Below are 14,877 nucleotides of genomic sequence, written 5' to 3' on the forward strand. Positions count from 1 at the left end.
AGAGAATAGTCCCCGGCATCAGTTTCCGGAACTTCCGTCCGAGCTTCCGTCACTGTCACGCCGGTCGCTCAGGCGGGGTCGCTGCATGGTGTAGGCGTCCGCACCGGAGGGACGGTAGTAGTTCTTGCGGGTGGCCAGGATCGTGAAACCGAAGGCCTCATACATCCGGATCGCGGGGAGGTTGTCGGTGCGGACCTCCAGGAACACCGGGCCGTCGTGGCTGTCGGCCACCTTCATCAGCTGATCCATGAGCACGCGTCCCAGGCCCCGGCGTTGGACGTCGGGGTCCACGCCGATGGTGTGGATCTCGAATTCGGGATCTTCAGCAGGACCCATCATCGCCAGTCCCGCGTAGGCGACCAGGTGGTCATCATCGAAGGCCCCGATATAGAAGTTGGTGGGGTGGGAGAACTCCACCACGAACACATCGCGGGGCCACGGGTTGTCCCCGGGGAAGAGCACCCGTTCCAATTCGGCGCAACGCTCGGCGTCACCGCGGTGTAGTTCCCGCAGTTCAAACTGGTTTGCGGTCATAATTCCACCTCCGGGATGGCAGTCGATCTCGGTTTCGGTTTCGGTTCCTTCGCGTCCGGTCGGCGCAGGTACATCGGCACCAGGGGTTCCGGGGTGGCGGTCAGGTCCGCGACCGCCACCAGGTGGGCGGGCAGCGGCATCAGGGAGAGCTTGTCGACGTCCCCGAGTGCCTCCGGCAATTTCTCCCCCAGGTGTGCCGGAATGGAGATGACATCCACCTCATGGGGTACCTCGAGGTGACCCGGCGCGATGACCTCCGGCCCGGCGGTGCGGGTGCCGTTGTCATAGGTGGCCCAGTAGATCTCACGCCGACGGGCGTCGGTGGCCACCAGGGCGCGTGGTGTGGCGGAGAAATCAATGCCGTGGGCGATGGCATCGAGTGAGCACACACCGTGCACGGGTATGCCGAGGGCGTCACCGAAGGCCGCCCCGGAGACCATGCCCACGCGCAGTCCGGTGAAGGGGCCCGGCCCGCAGCCGACCACGACGGCTCCGAGGTCGGCGAAGGTCAGATCGGCGTTGGCAAGCGCCGCCTTGACCATCGGGGTGAGTTGTTCATTGTGCTCACGGGTGTCCTCGATGATGCGCTGCGCCCGCGTGGTGCCGGTGGCTGCGTCGACAATGCCGACGATGAGGTCCGGGGTTGAGGTGTCTATGGCTAGTACTAACACGGGGAATCAGCGTACCTTCCGGCCGTGGGCCAGATCGATGAGGTGGGCGAGCACCCGGCCGTTGCTGGCTCGCAGGCCGTTGTGTTCATGCTCGCTGGTGATATACAGCTTCACCCCGGGCAGGTGACGTGCGGTCTCCAGGGAGAAGTCGAGGGGGACGAAGACATCATTGGCATAGACGGCTGCGGCACCCGTGGCCCCGGAGGCCTCCAGGGCGGCGGCGTCATAGAGTTTCGGCCACTCATGCTGCGCCAATGCGAGTGCCACGTCTTTCCAGGGGCGCAGTGCCGGGACGGTGTCCGCCCACTCACTGAACACGTGTTCACCGGTGAGCAGGGTGGGATCCCCCCGGAAGGCCTCGGGGTAGACGCGTTGTGCTGCCCAGTCGGTGACCACACCGTCGGCGTAGGAGGATTCATGCAGCACGTAGTAGAGGGGGTTGCGGGTACCGAAGGGCAGCAGGGTTGCCAGGTCATGGAGGAAGGCATTGGAGCGGGGATCGCGCTCCAGCAGGTGGTAGAGCTCCAGCCAGCCCTCATTGCTGCCGAGCAGATGCCCCAGTGAACGCAGACGCGATTCGGAGACCACCTCCCCGGTGGGCAGGATGATCTCACCCGCCCGGGCGCGTTCCACCAGCCGCTGGATGAGCACCCGGTGTTCCGGGAACCGCCGGTAGTACTGCTCGGAGTTGTACCGCATGCGTTCATAGCAGTTGGCATAGACATCCTCCGCCGGGCGGTCGATGGCGCTGAGCCCACCGGTGATGAACACATTATCCAGGGAATCCGAGTGGGTGGACAGGTAGTGCAGGGTGGTGAAACCACCGAAGGACTGGCCGAGCACAGTCCACTGCTTGACACCGAGATACTCGCGCACGGCCTCACAGTCCCGCACGATGCCGTCGGCACGCAGGTGGCTTAAGTATTCCACGACCTCGGAGGTGGTGTGCTCCTCCAGGATGCGATCGGAGACCGGGGTGGACAACCCGGTGCCACGCTGATCGAGCAGGACCACCCGGTAGTGGTCCAGGGCTGCCTCCAACCAGCTCGGGTTGAGGGGTTCCAGGCTGGGGCGGGGTGCCTCATTGCCGGGCCCGCCCTGGAGGAACACCAGGTAGGGCAGTTTCTCACCGCCCGGGCGGGTGGCGATGCGGGCGAAGATGTCGATGGTGCGCTCATCGGCCGCGTCCGCGGTCAGGGGGACGGTGAGGGTGAGTTCGTCCAGGCGCAGTTCCCCGAGGTGGGTGGTGCTCAGTTCAGTCATGCCACCCAGGTTACGCGCGGGGGTGGACACGGGTCCGCCCCCGGTCTGCCCCGGTCCAACTCCCGGGCGACCCGGCTCCTACAACAGCAGGAACAGCACCTGACAGGCCAGGATCTTGCCGATCATGGCGGTGGGGTACACCGTGGCATACCCACGGTTCGCCAGGTCCGTGCCGGTCTGGTCGTTGAGGTAGGAGATGATCGCCGGGTTGGTGGTGGCACCGGCGGCCACGCCCATCGATTCATCCCATTTCAGTTTCAGCAGCCACATGCCCACCACGGCACACACCAGCGCCGAGGTGACGGTGATGGCAAAACCCACCCCCATGTAGACGAAGGATTGCGGATCGGTCAGTGCCTGACGGAAACCCGCACCCGCGGAGGTACCCACACCGGCCAGGAACAGCGCCAGCCCCAGCGTGGAGATGGTCCTGTTGGCGTGGAAGGGCAGCTGCCAGGTGATGGGTCCGGTGCGGTTGAGGGCACCGAGGATGAGACCGGCCACGATGGGTCCACCACCGAAACCGAGGTACATGGTGGTGTCCCCGGGCAGCGGGATGGGGATCGCACCCAGCAGCAGGCCGAGGGATAGTCCGATGGCGAACGGCAGCAGGTTGACATCACCCAGGGCCTTCTCGGAGTCGCCGAGGAAGCGTCGCACCTCGCCCATGCGTCCCGGCGCGGCGACTACGCGGACGCGGTCGGAGTAGTTGAGCACGGTGTCCCGGTGCGGGACGATCTCGGTGTCCCCCTGGCGGATACGCGCGATCATGAATCCGTTGGCCACCGGATCCAGTTCCGCGACGGTGCGTCCGACGATGTCCGGGTTGGAGACGGTGAACCGGGAGTACACCAATTCGGTGTCCTCGATCTTGGTGTCGCATTCACCACCCAGTGCGGCGATCGCCCGGTCCACGGCGTTGGCGGTGCCGTTGATGACCAGTTCCATGCCGGGTTGGATGGGCAGGGTCGGATCTGCCAGGCGGTGTTCATGGGGGTCCTCCACGATGCGGGTGGCGATGATCTGCTGACCCGACAGCCGGGGCAGGTCCCCGATGGTGCCGCTGATACCGTCGCCGATGCGCACGCCCTTCCACACCAGGGGTTCGGTGACCAGCCCTTCGTCGCGGGCGTCCTCGGTGTGGTTGACCTTGAGCAGTTTCGCTCCCACGGCCGCCACCAGGATGGAGCCCAGCACGGCACCGGGGTAGGCCAGGGAGTAGCCGATGACGGGTTCACCGGCCTGGGCCGGGTCCATGAGTGCGACCACCGCGGCCATACCCGGCGTGGAGGTCAGCGAACCGGCAAACATACCGGCACCCGCCCCGGCACCGAGTCCGAAGGCCCGGATGAGCACCCAGGCCAGGGCCGTCAGGGACACCAGCAGCGCGATCATGAAGAGGGTGAGTTTCCATCCCCGCGAACGGAATTCCCGGAAGAAGGCCGGGCCCGCGGAGATGCCGATGACGTAGACGAACATCGCCAGACCCAGCCGGAACACGAAGGCCGGGATCTGGATGTCCGGGTTGAGGGTGGATACGGCCAGCGCCACGAACAACACCGCCGCGGCACCGAGGGACACCCCGAACAGGGAGATCCGACCGATGGCCAGACCCACCGCGAGGATCACCGCCAGGGCGATCAGTGGGTTTGCCGCAAGGAAATCAAGCACGTTGGGACCACTCCTTCAAGATCAGCGGATTTACACCGCAGAGATTCCTCCGGGTACCCCATGATCTCTACTCCACCGTGGTCACGGGTCCTGGGGCGCATTCTCCATTAGCTCCATGATCCCGCAGCACCGGACATAAAACAACAGATACAGAAACTTACCTCAGGAAAGCCGTGGTCAGCGCCTCAGTTTAGTGTCCGCTTCTCCACTGCCAGGTGAAGATGCGGGCCTCCGACTCCGGGTCCTCGGCCACGGCGGTCTCCCTGTCGATGGAGATCAGCAGGTAGGACTCGGTGATCTGCTCCACCAGTCCCCCACCCCATTCCGCCACCACCACGGCGGTGTCCAGGTCGGTGTCCAGGTCGAGGGAGTCCAGCGCGCCGATCGGGTCGGAATCCACATCCTCCGGGTCCTCACCGAGCAGACGGTAGGCATCCAGGTGGATGAGGGTGGGTCCACCGATCTCGGAGCGATGTTCCCGGGCGATGACGAAGGTCGGCGAGGTGATCCGACCCTTGACCTGCATGCCCCGGGCCAGGCCCTGGGTGAAGGTGGTCTTGCCGGCACCGAGGGGGCCGTCGAGGATCACCACGTCCCCGGCCTCCAGTGCCCGGCCGAGTTCCTCCCCGAAGGCCTGGGTCTGCGCCGCGGTGTCGAGGCGTCGGGTACCGGATGCGGGGAAATCGGGTTTCATTTGCCTTCTCCTGTGTAGTGGCGGACGGTGCGGCCGGTGGGCCGGCAGATGATCTCATAGTTGATGGTGCCCAGGGCGTCGGCAAGCTCAGTGGCGGACATGCCGGGACCACCGAAGATGATTGCCTCATCACCGGCGGCCACGCCGTGGGGATTATCACCGAGGAAGATGACGAACTGATCCATGCACACCCGCCCCACCTGTGGGTAGTCATGACCGTTGATATGGACCCGGAGGTGATCCTGGGCCGCGCGGGGCACACCGTCGGCGTAACCTGCGGGCACCACCGCCACGAACCCGTCCGTCTCGGCGCACCAGGTCAACCCGTAGGAGGTCCCCTCACCCTTTCTAATGGGCTTGACGACGGTGATCGCCCCCGCCCACGTCATCGCCGGCCGCAGGCCATGGTCCAGGCCCGGGATGGGTTCCAGGCCGTACAGGGCCACACCCGGGCGGACCATGTCCATGTGGAGATCCGGGCGGGTGAGCGTGGCCGGGGAGTTACACAGGTGGTTCTCCGGCACCTCCAGGCCCAGTGCGCGGGCCCGGTCGATGGCCCGGCGGAAGGTCTCCGCCTGGTGGTCGGTCTCGGGGTTGTCGGGTTCATCGGCGCAGGACAGGTGGGTGAACAACCCGGTGACCTCGATGGGCCCGCAGTCGCGGAGCAGGGTGAACACCGCATCCCAGTCCTGCTCATCCACGCCGGAACGGTGCAGCGCGGTATCCACCTTGACGCTGACGCGGATGGTCCGGGAGGTGGGGGGTGCGTCGACAAGCACCTGGGCGTGCCGCGGGGAGATCACCGCGAGGTCGATGCCCGCCTCGACGGCGGCGGCCCAGTCCTGCTCCGGGGACCAGATCCAGCACAGGATCGGTGTGGTGATGCCGGTGGCGCGCATGGCCAGTGCCTCGGCGATGGTGGCCACGCCGAACGCATCCGCACCGTTGGCTGCCATGACCGGGGCGACCCGGTCCATGCCGTGGTTGTACCCGTCCGCCTTGACCACCGCCATCAGTTTCGCCGCGCCCACCCGGTTCTTCAGCAGGCGGGTGTTGTAGGCGATGGCGTCCAGATCGATGCGGGTGGTGAGCAGATTCATGGTTTCTCATTGTGCCACCACCTCCCCGTCACTCCAACGGAAGGGACACCGTTGTCGCGGGTTCCTGATACCGGTGGCACACCCGGGTCGGATCATCCTGCCGTCCGGGGTGATGCTTTCCACTATTCTTGACCGTGTGGCTGAGAATCTGAAAAAACATCTGTCAAAGCTGTCCAAGCGTGGACCGCACCGGGTCATGGTCGGTGACCTTGATTATGCGGGTCTGCCCGGCAAGATCTATACCCCCGCCGAGGGCAACGGTGTACCCGGCGTGGCCTTTGGTCACGACTGGATGAAACCGATCAAGCACTATCACCAGACGCTGCGTCACCTGGCCAGCTGGGGTATCGCCGTGGCCGCACCCAACACCGAGACCGGGTTCCTCCCGGATCACCGTGGTTTCGCCGCCGATCTGGATTCTGCCCTGCAGATCCTCGCCGGTGTGAAACTCGGTGCCGGTAAGGTCACCGTCAACCCGGCCGGTCTCGGCATGGTCGGTCACGGCATGGGTGCCGGTGCCGCGGTCCTGGCCTCGGCCAACCGCACCGCGGTCCGCGCGGTCGGTGCCCTCTACCCCGCCCCCACCTCCCCGTCGTGTGTGGATGCGGCCCCCGCCGTGAAGGCCCCGGGGCTGGTCATCGGCACCGCACAGCTGGGGATGTTCGACGCCGGTGATTCCGCCAAGGTCGCCGCCCGGTGGGGTGGTGACGTGCTCTACCGCGAACTGGACAACGGCAACCAGCAGGGTTTCTCCGAGGACACCATGTTCAAACTGCTCGTCGGCGTGGGGCGTCCGCAGACCGCCGGCCAGGAACTGGCCCGTGGCCTGCTCACCGGTTTCCTCCTCCACCAGCTGGCCGGCGAACGCTCCTACAAGGCCTTCTCCGATCCCGAGGCAGAAGCGAAGAAGGTCACGTCCTACTGGGGTATCGACCTGGAGGAGAAGGCCTTCCCACAGGATGAGTCCCCGCTGCCGTTTCTGAACAGTAAATAACCCCAGGGTGGGACCCCACCTGGCGGTCAGGCCCGGCGCAGAATCGACTGCACGGGCCCGCGACCACGGGGTCGCCCACGCCCGGCCTGTTGCGGTGTCCGCGCCACCGGGCTAGTCGGTGTGACCTGCGGTGGTGACGTTGCCATCTGCTGTCGGCCCGGCTCACCCGGACTGGACTTAGCCACCTCGCCCTGTGCCTTGGCCAGGGCCTTTTCAAATTCCGCCATGCGGGCTGCCGTCCGTTCACGAAACTGCGCCACGAAAACCTCGTACTCCACCGCTACCACCCGCCTACCCTGCGGACACGGCCCGGAGCATCATCAGGGGCATCGCCCGGGGTACCACCCGGCGCGGGTGCTGCCGGCGGTGGTGTAACCGGGGCGACCGGGGTGGCTGCCTGCTGATACTCGACCTGCACCGGCTCCCCCACCGTGGGGTCATGGACGGCAGCTGTTGCCGCCGCCTGCACCATGCCCGGTTGTGGTTTGGGGGGTGGTTCGGCCACCAGATGCAACTCCGAGGCCGGGGTGGGCTTCGGAGTAGGTTCGGGGGTGGGCTCGGCAACAGGTTCCGGAGCCGGCACTGGTTCCACCGTAGGGGTAGCAGCCAGCGGGGTAGCGTCGGGAGACGGTGCAGGTGGCATCTGCGCCGCGTCCATGCCCATGGTCTGTGCGACCTCCCCGAGGAAATCAACCAGAACCCCGACCCCCACCACGAGCAGTCCGATGCCGATCCCACTGATCGCACTGTTTATGGTGTGTTCCCGGTTGCCATCCTCAGCGGGAGGAGTCTCCACCCCGGCCTCATCCTCATCCTGTTCCCCGTCCGGTTTCTCCTCGGGTTTCTCGTCCTGCACCGGTTCCGGATCACACGGTTGTGATCGTGGTTCAGGATCACAGGCTTCGGGTTCTGTCTTAACGGTGGGTTTGCCTGCCTCCGGGGAGTCCGCGGTCGGTGGGTCCACCGATGCGGGTGCCGTCCCGGGTGTGGCCCCAGGTGTTATCCCCGGTGTCGTCACCGGAGATTCCGGGACGGTACCGGCCCCGCCGCCGACGCCTCCCCCACCAGCTCCGGCACCACCGACCGCGGGCGCCACACCGGGTGCGGGGGCCTCACAGACCCTGCGGCCGTGCTCAATGAGTGCGCCATAACAGTTCTCGATGGCACGGTCCCGGTCCTCGCACAAACCGAGAACCATGGCGGCGGCATCGTTGATGATCTCCGCACCGGCCTGCACAGTGGCGATGAACGCCTCCGGATGCTCCGTCGGGTCCAGGGTGGACAGGTGGTTGGTGATCTGGGCGATGATCCCGGCGAGCTGCCCCAGGATGGCATCGACCCCGTCATCGGATTCCCGGACGGTGGTGTCGATGGCATCGGCGGCGCGGTCGGCGGCCTCCGCCACCTCCTCAGCCTCGTTGCGGTTGTCCGCCCAGTCCGACACCCGGTCCACCAGTTCGCTGATGATCATGCCTCCCGCCACACCGCCGAACATCCGGCCCAGGGGTTTGAGCAAACCCAGGAGACCGCCGATCTCGGAGTCGCCGGCAGCGGAGCGGCCCCCCGACCGCAGCTGGCCGGTGTCCAGGCCCGTGATAGTGTCATAGGCCTTCTTCAGCACCCGTTCCGGAATCGACGGACCGCCATAGGTTCCCCGGCTGGCAGCCTGCAGCTGCGACACCGCGCTGCCATAGGAGGAGATCGACGCGCTCACCTACCCTCACCGTCCACATGCCCCAGCTCACGGCCCACACCGGCATCCTCGTCGCGGAACACCCCGACCTCCCGGGCTGCGGCGTCGGCGGTGGCCTCCACCGCATCAAGACGCTTGTCGACGCCCCGGTGCAACTCCTCCAACATCGTCGCGACCTGGGAACCCCACGTCGAAAAGCCCTGGCCGGCAGCGGCCACCGGGAACGCCGGCGGGCCCGCACGGTGCCGTTGCCGCTGGTGTGTGGCCTCCCCCAGCATGGTGCGTACGGCGTTCAACGCCCCATCGACGTTGAGGTTGAATCCCGACATGACAATCCCCCTGTGCAATCAACTGTGGTGTACACCAGTGTTTGACTACGCAGGGGGTGAAATGGTTCCCGGGGAACCGGAATTGGCAGCTAGGCCTCGGCGACCACCGCGGCGAGACGCCCGGCGACACGACGGGCCTGCTCCTGCTCCGCGGCCTCGACCATGACGCGGAAGAGCTCTTCGGTGCCGGAGGCACGCAGCAGCACACGGCCGGTTCCACCGAGTTCCTCCTCGGCAGCCTCCACGGCAGCCTGGACATTGGGGTTTTTCATGATGGCGGACTTGTCGGCGACCGGCACATTGATGAGGACCTGTGGCAGCACGGTCATCGCGGCCGCCAGCTCGGACAGCGACTTGCCGGTCTCCGCCATGCGCGCCATGAGCGACAGACCGGTGAGGGTGCCGTCACCGGTGGTGCCGTGATCCGGCAGGACGATGTGACCCGACTGCTCGCCACCGAGCGCATACCCACCGGCGTTGAGCTCCTCCAGGACATAACGGTCGCCCACCTTGGTGGTGAGCAGCTGGATGTCGGCCTTCTCCATGGCCAGTTTCAGACCCAGGTTGGACATGACGGTGGCCACCAGGGTGTTCTTGCGCAGCTCGGAGTTCTCCTTCATGGCGATCGCGAGGATGGCCATGATCTCATCACCGTCGACAATGTTGCCGTCACTATCCACCGCGAGGCAGCGGTCGGCGTCACCGTCGTGGGCCAGTCCGATATCCGCGCCGTGCTCCAGGACAGCCGCCTGGATCTGGTCCATGTGGGTGGATCCGCACTTCTCGTTGATGTTGTAGGCATTGGGCGTGTTGTGGATGGCAATCACCTTCGCCCCGGCAGCCTCATAGGCCTGCGGTGCGACCACACTGGCGGCACCGTTGGCGGCGTCGACCACCACGGTGATACCCGAGAGGTCCGCGGGGACAGCATCAGCCAGGTGCTGCAGGTAGCGACCCCGGGCATCCGGCGCCTCCTCGATGACACGACCGATGCCGTGTCCGGTGGGGCCCTCCTCCGGGAGGTCATTCATCACGCGCTCGATCTCATCCTCCACCTCGTCGGGGAGCTTGTGTCCACCGGCGGAGAAGAACTTGATGCCGTTGTCGGGCATGGGGTTGTGGGATGCAGAGATCATGACACCCATGTCGGCGCCGTAGTCATCGGTGAGGAAGGCAACACCCGGGGTCGGGATCACGCCGACACGCAGCACATCCACACCACGGCTGGCCATGCCGGCAGCCAGGGCTGCCGCGAGCATCTCGCCGGACACACGGGGGTCACGGCCCACGATGGCCACCGGGCGGCGACCATGGGGGCGGGTACCTGCTGTGAGAACGTGGGCCGCTGCTGCACCGAGCTTCAGTGCGAGGGGCGCGGTGAGGGTCTTGTTCGCCAGACCACGAACACCGTCGGTTCCAAAAAGTCGAGTCATGCCTAACATTATGCACGTCCACCGCCTGATCGCCCGACACCACAACCGTTATTGCCCCAATTGGGGCAGATTTCTCGGTCGGCGATGGCGGGTCGTCGACAAGCAGGCCCTTGAAAAGCGGACAACCCGCCCACCGTGGGAACACGGTGAAGCGGGTTGAACAGGCAAGCGGAGAAAAATCAGCGCTTGGAGTACTGCGGGGCACGACGTGCCTTGTGCAGACCAGCCTTCTTACGCTCAACTGCACGAGCGTCACGGGTGAGGAATCCGGCCTTCTTCAGGGCAGGACGCTCAGCCGGGTTGTAGGCGTTGAGTGCGCGGGCGATGGCGAGGCGGAATGCGCCAGCCTGACCGGTAGGTCCGCCGCCACCCAGGTTTGCGTGGATGTCGAACTGATCCTCGCGGCCCAGCAGGACCAGAGGAGCCTTGATCAGCTGCTGGTGCAGCTTGTTCGGGAAGTAATCCTCGAGGGTGCGGCCGTTGCAGGTGATCTCACCGGAGCCGGCAACCACGCGGATACGGACGATGGCGCGCTTACGACGACCAACGGTCCAGATAGGGCCGTCGAGAACTGCAGGTGCAGCCTCGATGGTCTCTTCCTCGGTGGAGGTGGAGATCGCATCACCGATGGTGTTGGTGAACTCCTCGGTGGCAGCGGTTGCTGCAGCGATGTCGGCAGCGTCAGCGACGTTGCTCTCTACGTTCTCGTTCTGGATAGGCTCGGACATTACTGGGCCACCTTCTTGATCTCGTAGGTCTCCGGCTTCTGAGCAGCGTAAGGGTGCTCAGAACCAGCGAAGACGTGCAGCTTCTTCACAGATGCAGCGGTCAGCTTGTTGTGCGGCATCATGCCGGTGATGGATTCCTCGAGCACACGCTCCGGGTGCAGTTCCAGGGAACGGCCCAGGGTCATGGACTTCAGACCACCCGGGTAACCGGAGTGGCGGTAGCGCATTTCACGATCGCGCTTGTTGGAGGTGATGGCAACCTTGTCAGCGTTGATGATGATGACGTGGTCACCGCAGTCAACGTTGGGTGCGAACAGGGGCTTGCCCTTGCCGCGAAGCAGGTCGGCGGCGTGGGTGGCCAGGCGACCCAGGACCACGTCAGTGGCGTCGATGACGTACCACTTACGGGTGATGTCACCGCTCTTCGGGTGGTAAGTAGACACTATGACTCCTTAAATAAGTCTGTCTAGGAACTGCCAGCCAGGAACATGCACGGAAGAACTCATGACGGCGGCCGGTGGTGACCCGATCATGCTCTGCTGTTGGGGTACGCGCTTGAATAAACGCCACATCCCGACTCCACACACAGGGTTATAAGGGTACTCTTGTTGCCCCCGTATACCAAAACGGCCCCGGCGGCCACAGCAGCTGGCCGGGGTGCACGGGATTTACGGGGTGTTTCAGGTCTCTCCGTGTTCTCAGGGTTTTCAGGGGCGCTGCCGCACGACGGTGGCCACCCAGCCCTTCCCCACCTTCGGTTCATCGCCGCAGGAGGAGATGACTCCCTCGATGGTGCGCTGGTCCAGCTCGACCTCGAAGATCCGGCCATCCGGGTGGGTGACCACGACGGTCCCCGGCTGCGCATCCACCTCCAGTTGTCCCAACCCGACGGTCTCCCCGTTGCCGATCAGCTGCTCGGCGACAGCCAGTTCCGCGACCTGACCACGGGCATCCAGGGTGCCACGTCCCCGGTTGCCGGGGTGGAAGTATTCCCCACGCTGGGCTGTGGTGAGCAGCGCGGCGGTGGACTCGGCGTTGAGTCGGCCGAAGGAGTAGTTCCACGGCATCAGCAGCATCGAGGGTGCGAAACGGTGTCCCTTGGTGTGCGAGGACTCCCACACGAAACCGGAGGGGAACTGCGCGACCAGCTCCGCCGCCAGGGGCCTGCCCTTGATCGCGCAGCAGGCATCCCGTTTGGCGTGGGTGCAGATCAGCAGCACGGGGTGATCCACGCGCTGGGTGCCCAGGCCTGCCCCGTTGCGTCCGGGACCGGAGAGATCCAGGTCGAGGACCCCGGCCGGATCATCGATAACGAGGCGTTCGGTCACCGCCTGGTCGCTGAACACCAGGAACACGGTGTGCCCATCGATCTGGCGACCTTCCCGCCCGGGTTTGCGGATGAGCTGCAGGCCCATCTTCGCCGCCTTGAGGTGAGCCTCCAGGCGGGTGGTGAGCTCCGGGGTGAAAGTCCCACCGTCGAGGACATCGCGGCTCCAGGGGCCGGGGTGTTCCAGCAGGACAAACCCCTGGCCGGTCTTGGCGGTACCCGGCAGGGGTTCCACGCCGACATCGGAGCACCGTAGAGGGGACCCGCTAGTCGAGCCGGTGGTCGAAACAGAAGTCAAGGAATCAACGCCCATCATTAACAAGGATTTTCACCCCAGGATACGAGAACACCCCGGGTAGTTCCATCATCACGGTACCCACGGTCACCACCGGCGCCCCGACGCGACAGCAACACCCCGGTCGCCTGGGGTGCGACCGGGGTGTGTGCGGGGCCACCACTATCGTGGCCTTCTGCTGCGGGGCCGGTGGGGTGTCACCTCCCGGATCGGGGTGTGTCCAAGCCTTGTTATCAATGGGCTGGGAGGTGACGGGATACAAACCGGGGGCAGCAGGTTCTCATCTCAGATCATCTGCTCATGGGCCTCCTGGATACGGGGTTGACCAACAAGGTGTGCATGGGGTTATCCACCCCAGCTGGCGGCGGCCTGCCTGTTGACGTCACTCATGCGCTCGGCGCCCTGGGAGACGGTCTGGGAGATGGTGGCCAGGATGGTGTTGAGCTCGGCGGCTGCGTTGTCCCACTTCAACTGGGCCTCGTTGTAGGCCACGGCACTGTCACCCTCCCAGGTGGCGACCATCGGCTGGAGCTGCTGCTTCAGCCCGTCGAGAAGCGAGTTGATGCGACCGGAGGTGGAGTTGATGTCGGTGGCGGCACCCTGGATGGCACCGAATTCATAACGGATCATGTCCATGTGTTTTGTCCTTATATATAACGTGTCTGTGGATAACGTCTAGAGGTCCAGTCCCGCTCCGCCACCCACCGCGCTGAAGGCCTGGGCGTTGTCCGCCTCGGTGGAGTCGAAGGACCGGGCGTTGGCGCGGATGTTGGTGGAGATGGAATCAAGTGCCTCCTGCAGCTGGCGGGCGGAGTCATTCCAACGGTTCATCAGCCCGTCGAAACTCACCTGCGCCTGTCCTGCCCAGCTGCCCCGCACGGAGTCAACGACCCCGCGCAGACGGCTCAGCTCATTTTGTACCTGGTCGTTGGTGTCATCGACCTGGCCTGCGGTGGCCAGCATGACATCGGATTCTGTCCTGAAAAGATTCGACATGGGTTCGCCCCTCCTCGAACTAGTTGGTGTGTCAGTCCGGCACCGTGATCGGTGCCGGTCCCCCGAAAAGGCCTGTGTGCCCTTCCTGCCCTAGTAAGACTGCGCAAACCTCCCGGAGGTTCCCCGCATGCGGGAAATACTTTCCGCGCTCACCCGTACTCACCCGATCCGGAGGGAATCCAGCACGGTCCGGCAGGCGGCCTGCTGCACCACATTCGCCCCCAGGCGGGTGTGACAACCCACGCTGACCTGCTGGTCCGCCTCGAACCATGTGGTCCAGGCCACCTTCGATCCGTCACCGGGGTCCTCGGAGTAGACGATCCGCCCGTCGACGGTCGGTTGCCGTTCCAGGGTGGGGTCCTGCGCGATGACCAGCTCCATCTCCTCCGCCACCAGGTGCGGTTCCAGTCCGTGGAGGGGATCGAGGGCGATGTGGATCCGCAGATCCGGATCCCGACCGGTGAGCACATACATCCCGGGGTCCGCGTCGTCGCTGTCCAGCCGGTAGCCGTGCGGCGCGGCCACGAGGAAACCCTCACCCTCCAGAACCGCCGGGGCGGCTGGGGCCGTGCTTGTCGACGCCCCCGCCACCCCGGTCCCGGCCGTGGTCGTCGGGGGTGCGGGTGCCTGGGTGGTCCCGGTAACCGCAGCCTGGGTCGTGACCGGAGTGTCACCACCACCCAGCAGCATCCAGGTACCGGCAACCACACCGACGAAGATGACGGTCAGGGTGATGTGCAGCGGCCGGATGCCGTAGAAATCCCGGTGGGTCCGGCCCCGGGTCGGGCGGGTGACCACCGGGTCCGGCTCCGGTTCCTCCGCGGGCAGGGGATGTTCCCGGAGTGTCTCCGCTGGATAGGAGGTCACCCCCTTGCCGATGAAGGTGCGGGTGAGCACCTCGGTGACCTGGCCATCACCGTCGATGATCACCTCCACATCCGGCCAGTGCACCGAGCTGAGCTGCTGGACCTGATCCACCACCGCCGGCACCGCCCACCCCTCCTTGATGCCGGTGGCCATGATGTCATAGCGGTAGACGGTGTCGGGGCCCTCGAAGATGGTGGCGGTTTCCAACACGGTCACGGTCAGGGTCTCGTTCAGCGGTTCATTCAGTGTCCCCACCGGCATCTCATCCTGTATCCCGGTCAT

At 65.5% G+C, this 14,877-nt stretch carries 16 protein-coding genes; 1 reads left to right on the top strand and 15 read right to left on the bottom strand.

Features of this window, described 5'->3' with window-relative positions:
- Positions 1-18: 18 nt before the first annotated feature.
- From rimI to alr, 6 genes are all read right to left on the bottom strand, one after another.
- Complete coding sequence (gene rimI, locus H9627_RS03655; RefSeq protein ID WP_191732669.1) at positions 19-534, bottom strand: ribosomal protein S18-alanine N-acetyltransferase; 516 nt, start codon at positions 532-534, stop codon at positions 19-21.
- The gene (gene tsaB, locus H9627_RS03660) at positions 531-1,205 is read right to left on the bottom strand and encodes a tRNA (adenosine(37)-N6)-threonylcarbamoyltransferase complex dimerization subunit type 1 TsaB (RefSeq protein ID WP_191732670.1); all 675 of its coding nucleotides are present in this window, start codon (positions 1,203-1,205) and stop codon (positions 531-533) included. The genes rimI and tsaB overlap by 4 nt, the downstream gene beginning before the upstream one ends.
- A 6-nt stretch (positions 1,206-1,211) precedes the next feature.
- A complete protein-coding gene (locus H9627_RS03665) occupies positions 1,212-2,468 on the bottom strand; it encodes an alpha/beta fold hydrolase (RefSeq protein ID WP_191732671.1) in 1,257 nt (418 codons plus the stop codon).
- A gap of 78 nt (positions 2,469-2,546) precedes the next feature.
- Entirely contained in the window at positions 2,547-4,139 is a 1,593-nt protein-coding gene (locus H9627_RS03670; protein ID WP_191732672.1) for an aspartate:alanine exchanger family transporter, read from the bottom strand.
- A gap of 190 nt (positions 4,140-4,329) precedes the next feature.
- Positions 4,330-4,833: a tRNA (adenosine(37)-N6)-threonylcarbamoyltransferase complex ATPase subunit type 1 TsaE gene (gene tsaE / locus H9627_RS03675; protein WP_191732673.1), complete on the bottom strand. Its 504-nt coding sequence runs from the start codon at positions 4,831-4,833 to the stop codon at positions 4,330-4,332.
- The gene (gene alr, locus H9627_RS03680) at positions 4,830-5,933 is read right to left on the bottom strand and encodes an alanine racemase (protein WP_191732674.1); all 1,104 of its coding nucleotides are present in this window, start codon (positions 5,931-5,933) and stop codon (positions 4,830-4,832) included. The genes tsaE and alr overlap by 4 nt, the downstream gene beginning before the upstream one ends.
- Positions 5,934-6,069: 136 nt before the next feature.
- On the opposite strand from alr, the gene H9627_RS03685 reads away from it, so the two are divergent.
- The gene (locus H9627_RS03685; RefSeq protein ID WP_191732675.1) at positions 6,070-6,927 is read left to right on the top strand and encodes a dienelactone hydrolase family protein; all 858 of its coding nucleotides are present in this window, start codon (positions 6,070-6,072) and stop codon (positions 6,925-6,927) included.
- A 280-nt stretch (positions 6,928-7,207) separates the two neighbouring features.
- Here H9627_RS03685 and H9627_RS03690 read toward each other — a convergent pair whose 3' ends face one another.
- The 9 genes from H9627_RS03690 to H9627_RS03730 form a co-directional block, all read right to left on the bottom strand.
- Entirely contained in the window at positions 7,208-8,641 is a 1,434-nt protein-coding gene (locus H9627_RS03690) for a hypothetical protein (protein WP_191732676.1), read from the bottom strand.
- Positions 8,638-8,949 (bottom strand): hypothetical protein, encoded by a 312-nt coding sequence (locus H9627_RS03695; RefSeq protein WP_191732677.1) that lies wholly within the window; start codon positions 8,947-8,949, stop codon positions 8,638-8,640. The genes H9627_RS03690 and H9627_RS03695 overlap by 4 nt, the downstream gene beginning before the upstream one ends.
- Before the next feature lie 89 nt (positions 8,950-9,038).
- Positions 9,039-10,382: a phosphoglucosamine mutase gene (glmM, locus tag H9627_RS03700; protein WP_191732678.1), complete on the bottom strand. Its 1,344-nt coding sequence runs from the start codon at positions 10,380-10,382 to the stop codon at positions 9,039-9,041.
- Positions 10,383-10,561: 179 nt separating this feature from the next.
- Entirely contained in the window at positions 10,562-11,110 is a 549-nt protein-coding gene (gene rpsI / locus H9627_RS03705) for a 30S ribosomal protein S9 (RefSeq protein ID WP_191732679.1), read from the bottom strand.
- Positions 11,110-11,553 (bottom strand): 50S ribosomal protein L13, encoded by a 444-nt coding sequence (rplM, locus tag H9627_RS03710; RefSeq protein WP_006769737.1) that lies wholly within the window; start codon positions 11,551-11,553, stop codon positions 11,110-11,112. The genes rpsI and rplM overlap by 1 nt, the downstream gene beginning before the upstream one ends.
- A 264-nt stretch (positions 11,554-11,817) precedes the next feature.
- Positions 11,818-12,753: a sucrase ferredoxin gene (locus H9627_RS03715; protein ID WP_191732680.1), complete on the bottom strand. Its 936-nt coding sequence runs from the start codon at positions 12,751-12,753 to the stop codon at positions 11,818-11,820.
- A gap of 324 nt (positions 12,754-13,077) precedes the next feature.
- Positions 13,078-13,368, bottom strand: a complete 291-nt coding sequence (locus tag H9627_RS03720; RefSeq protein WP_191732681.1) for a WXG100 family type VII secretion target — start codon at positions 13,366-13,368, stop codon at positions 13,078-13,080.
- Positions 13,369-13,407: 39 nt separating this feature from the next.
- Complete coding sequence (locus H9627_RS03725) at positions 13,408-13,728, bottom strand: WXG100 family type VII secretion target (protein WP_191732682.1); 321 nt, start codon at positions 13,726-13,728, stop codon at positions 13,408-13,410.
- Positions 13,729-13,887: 159 nt separating this feature from the next.
- The gene (locus H9627_RS03730) at positions 13,888-14,877 is read right to left on the bottom strand and encodes a type VII secretion-associated protein (RefSeq protein WP_191732683.1); all 990 of its coding nucleotides are present in this window, start codon (positions 14,875-14,877) and stop codon (positions 13,888-13,890) included.

Source organism: Corynebacterium gallinarum, assembly GCF_014837045.1.
GTDB lineage: Bacteria > Actinomycetota > Actinomycetes > Mycobacteriales > Mycobacteriaceae > Corynebacterium > Corynebacterium gallinarum.

Bases quoted from the DNA above. Each gene is read 5' to 3' on its own strand.
- H9627_RS03695 (WP_191732677.1), bottom strand. From the start codon at position 8,949: ATGTCGGGATTCAACCTCAACGTCGATGGGGCGTTGAACGCCGTACGC.
- H9627_RS03720 (WP_191732681.1), bottom strand. From the start codon at position 13,368: ATGGACATGATCCGTTATGAATTCGGTGCCATCCAGGGTGCCGCCACC.
- glmM (WP_191732678.1), bottom strand. From the start codon at position 10,382: ATGACTCGACTTTTTGGAACCGACGGTGTTCGTGGTCTGGCGAACAAG.
- tsaE (WP_191732673.1), bottom strand. From the start codon at position 4,833: ATGAAACCCGATTTCCCCGCATCCGGTACCCGACGCCTCGACACCGCG.
- alr (WP_191732674.1), bottom strand. From the start codon at position 5,933: ATGAATCTGCTCACCACCCGCATCGATCTGGACGCCATCGCCTACAAC.
- H9627_RS03715 (WP_191732680.1), bottom strand. From the start codon at position 12,753: ATGATGGGCGTTGATTCCTTGACTTCTGTTTCGACCACCGGCTCGACT.
- H9627_RS03730 (WP_191732683.1), bottom strand. From the start codon at position 14,877: ATGACCGGGATACAGGATGAGATGCCGGTGGGGACACTGAATGAACCG.
- rpsI (WP_191732679.1), bottom strand. From the start codon at position 11,110: ATGTCCGAGCCTATCCAGAACGAGAACGTAGAGAGCAACGTCGCTGAC.
- H9627_RS03665 (WP_191732671.1), bottom strand. From the start codon at position 2,468: ATGACTGAACTGAGCACCACCCACCTCGGGGAACTGCGCCTGGACGAA.
- H9627_RS03725 (WP_191732682.1), bottom strand. From the start codon at position 13,728: ATGTCGAATCTTTTCAGGACAGAATCCGATGTCATGCTGGCCACCGCA.
- rimI (WP_191732669.1), bottom strand. From the start codon at position 534: ATGACCGCAAACCAGTTTGAACTGCGGGAACTACACCGCGGTGACGCC.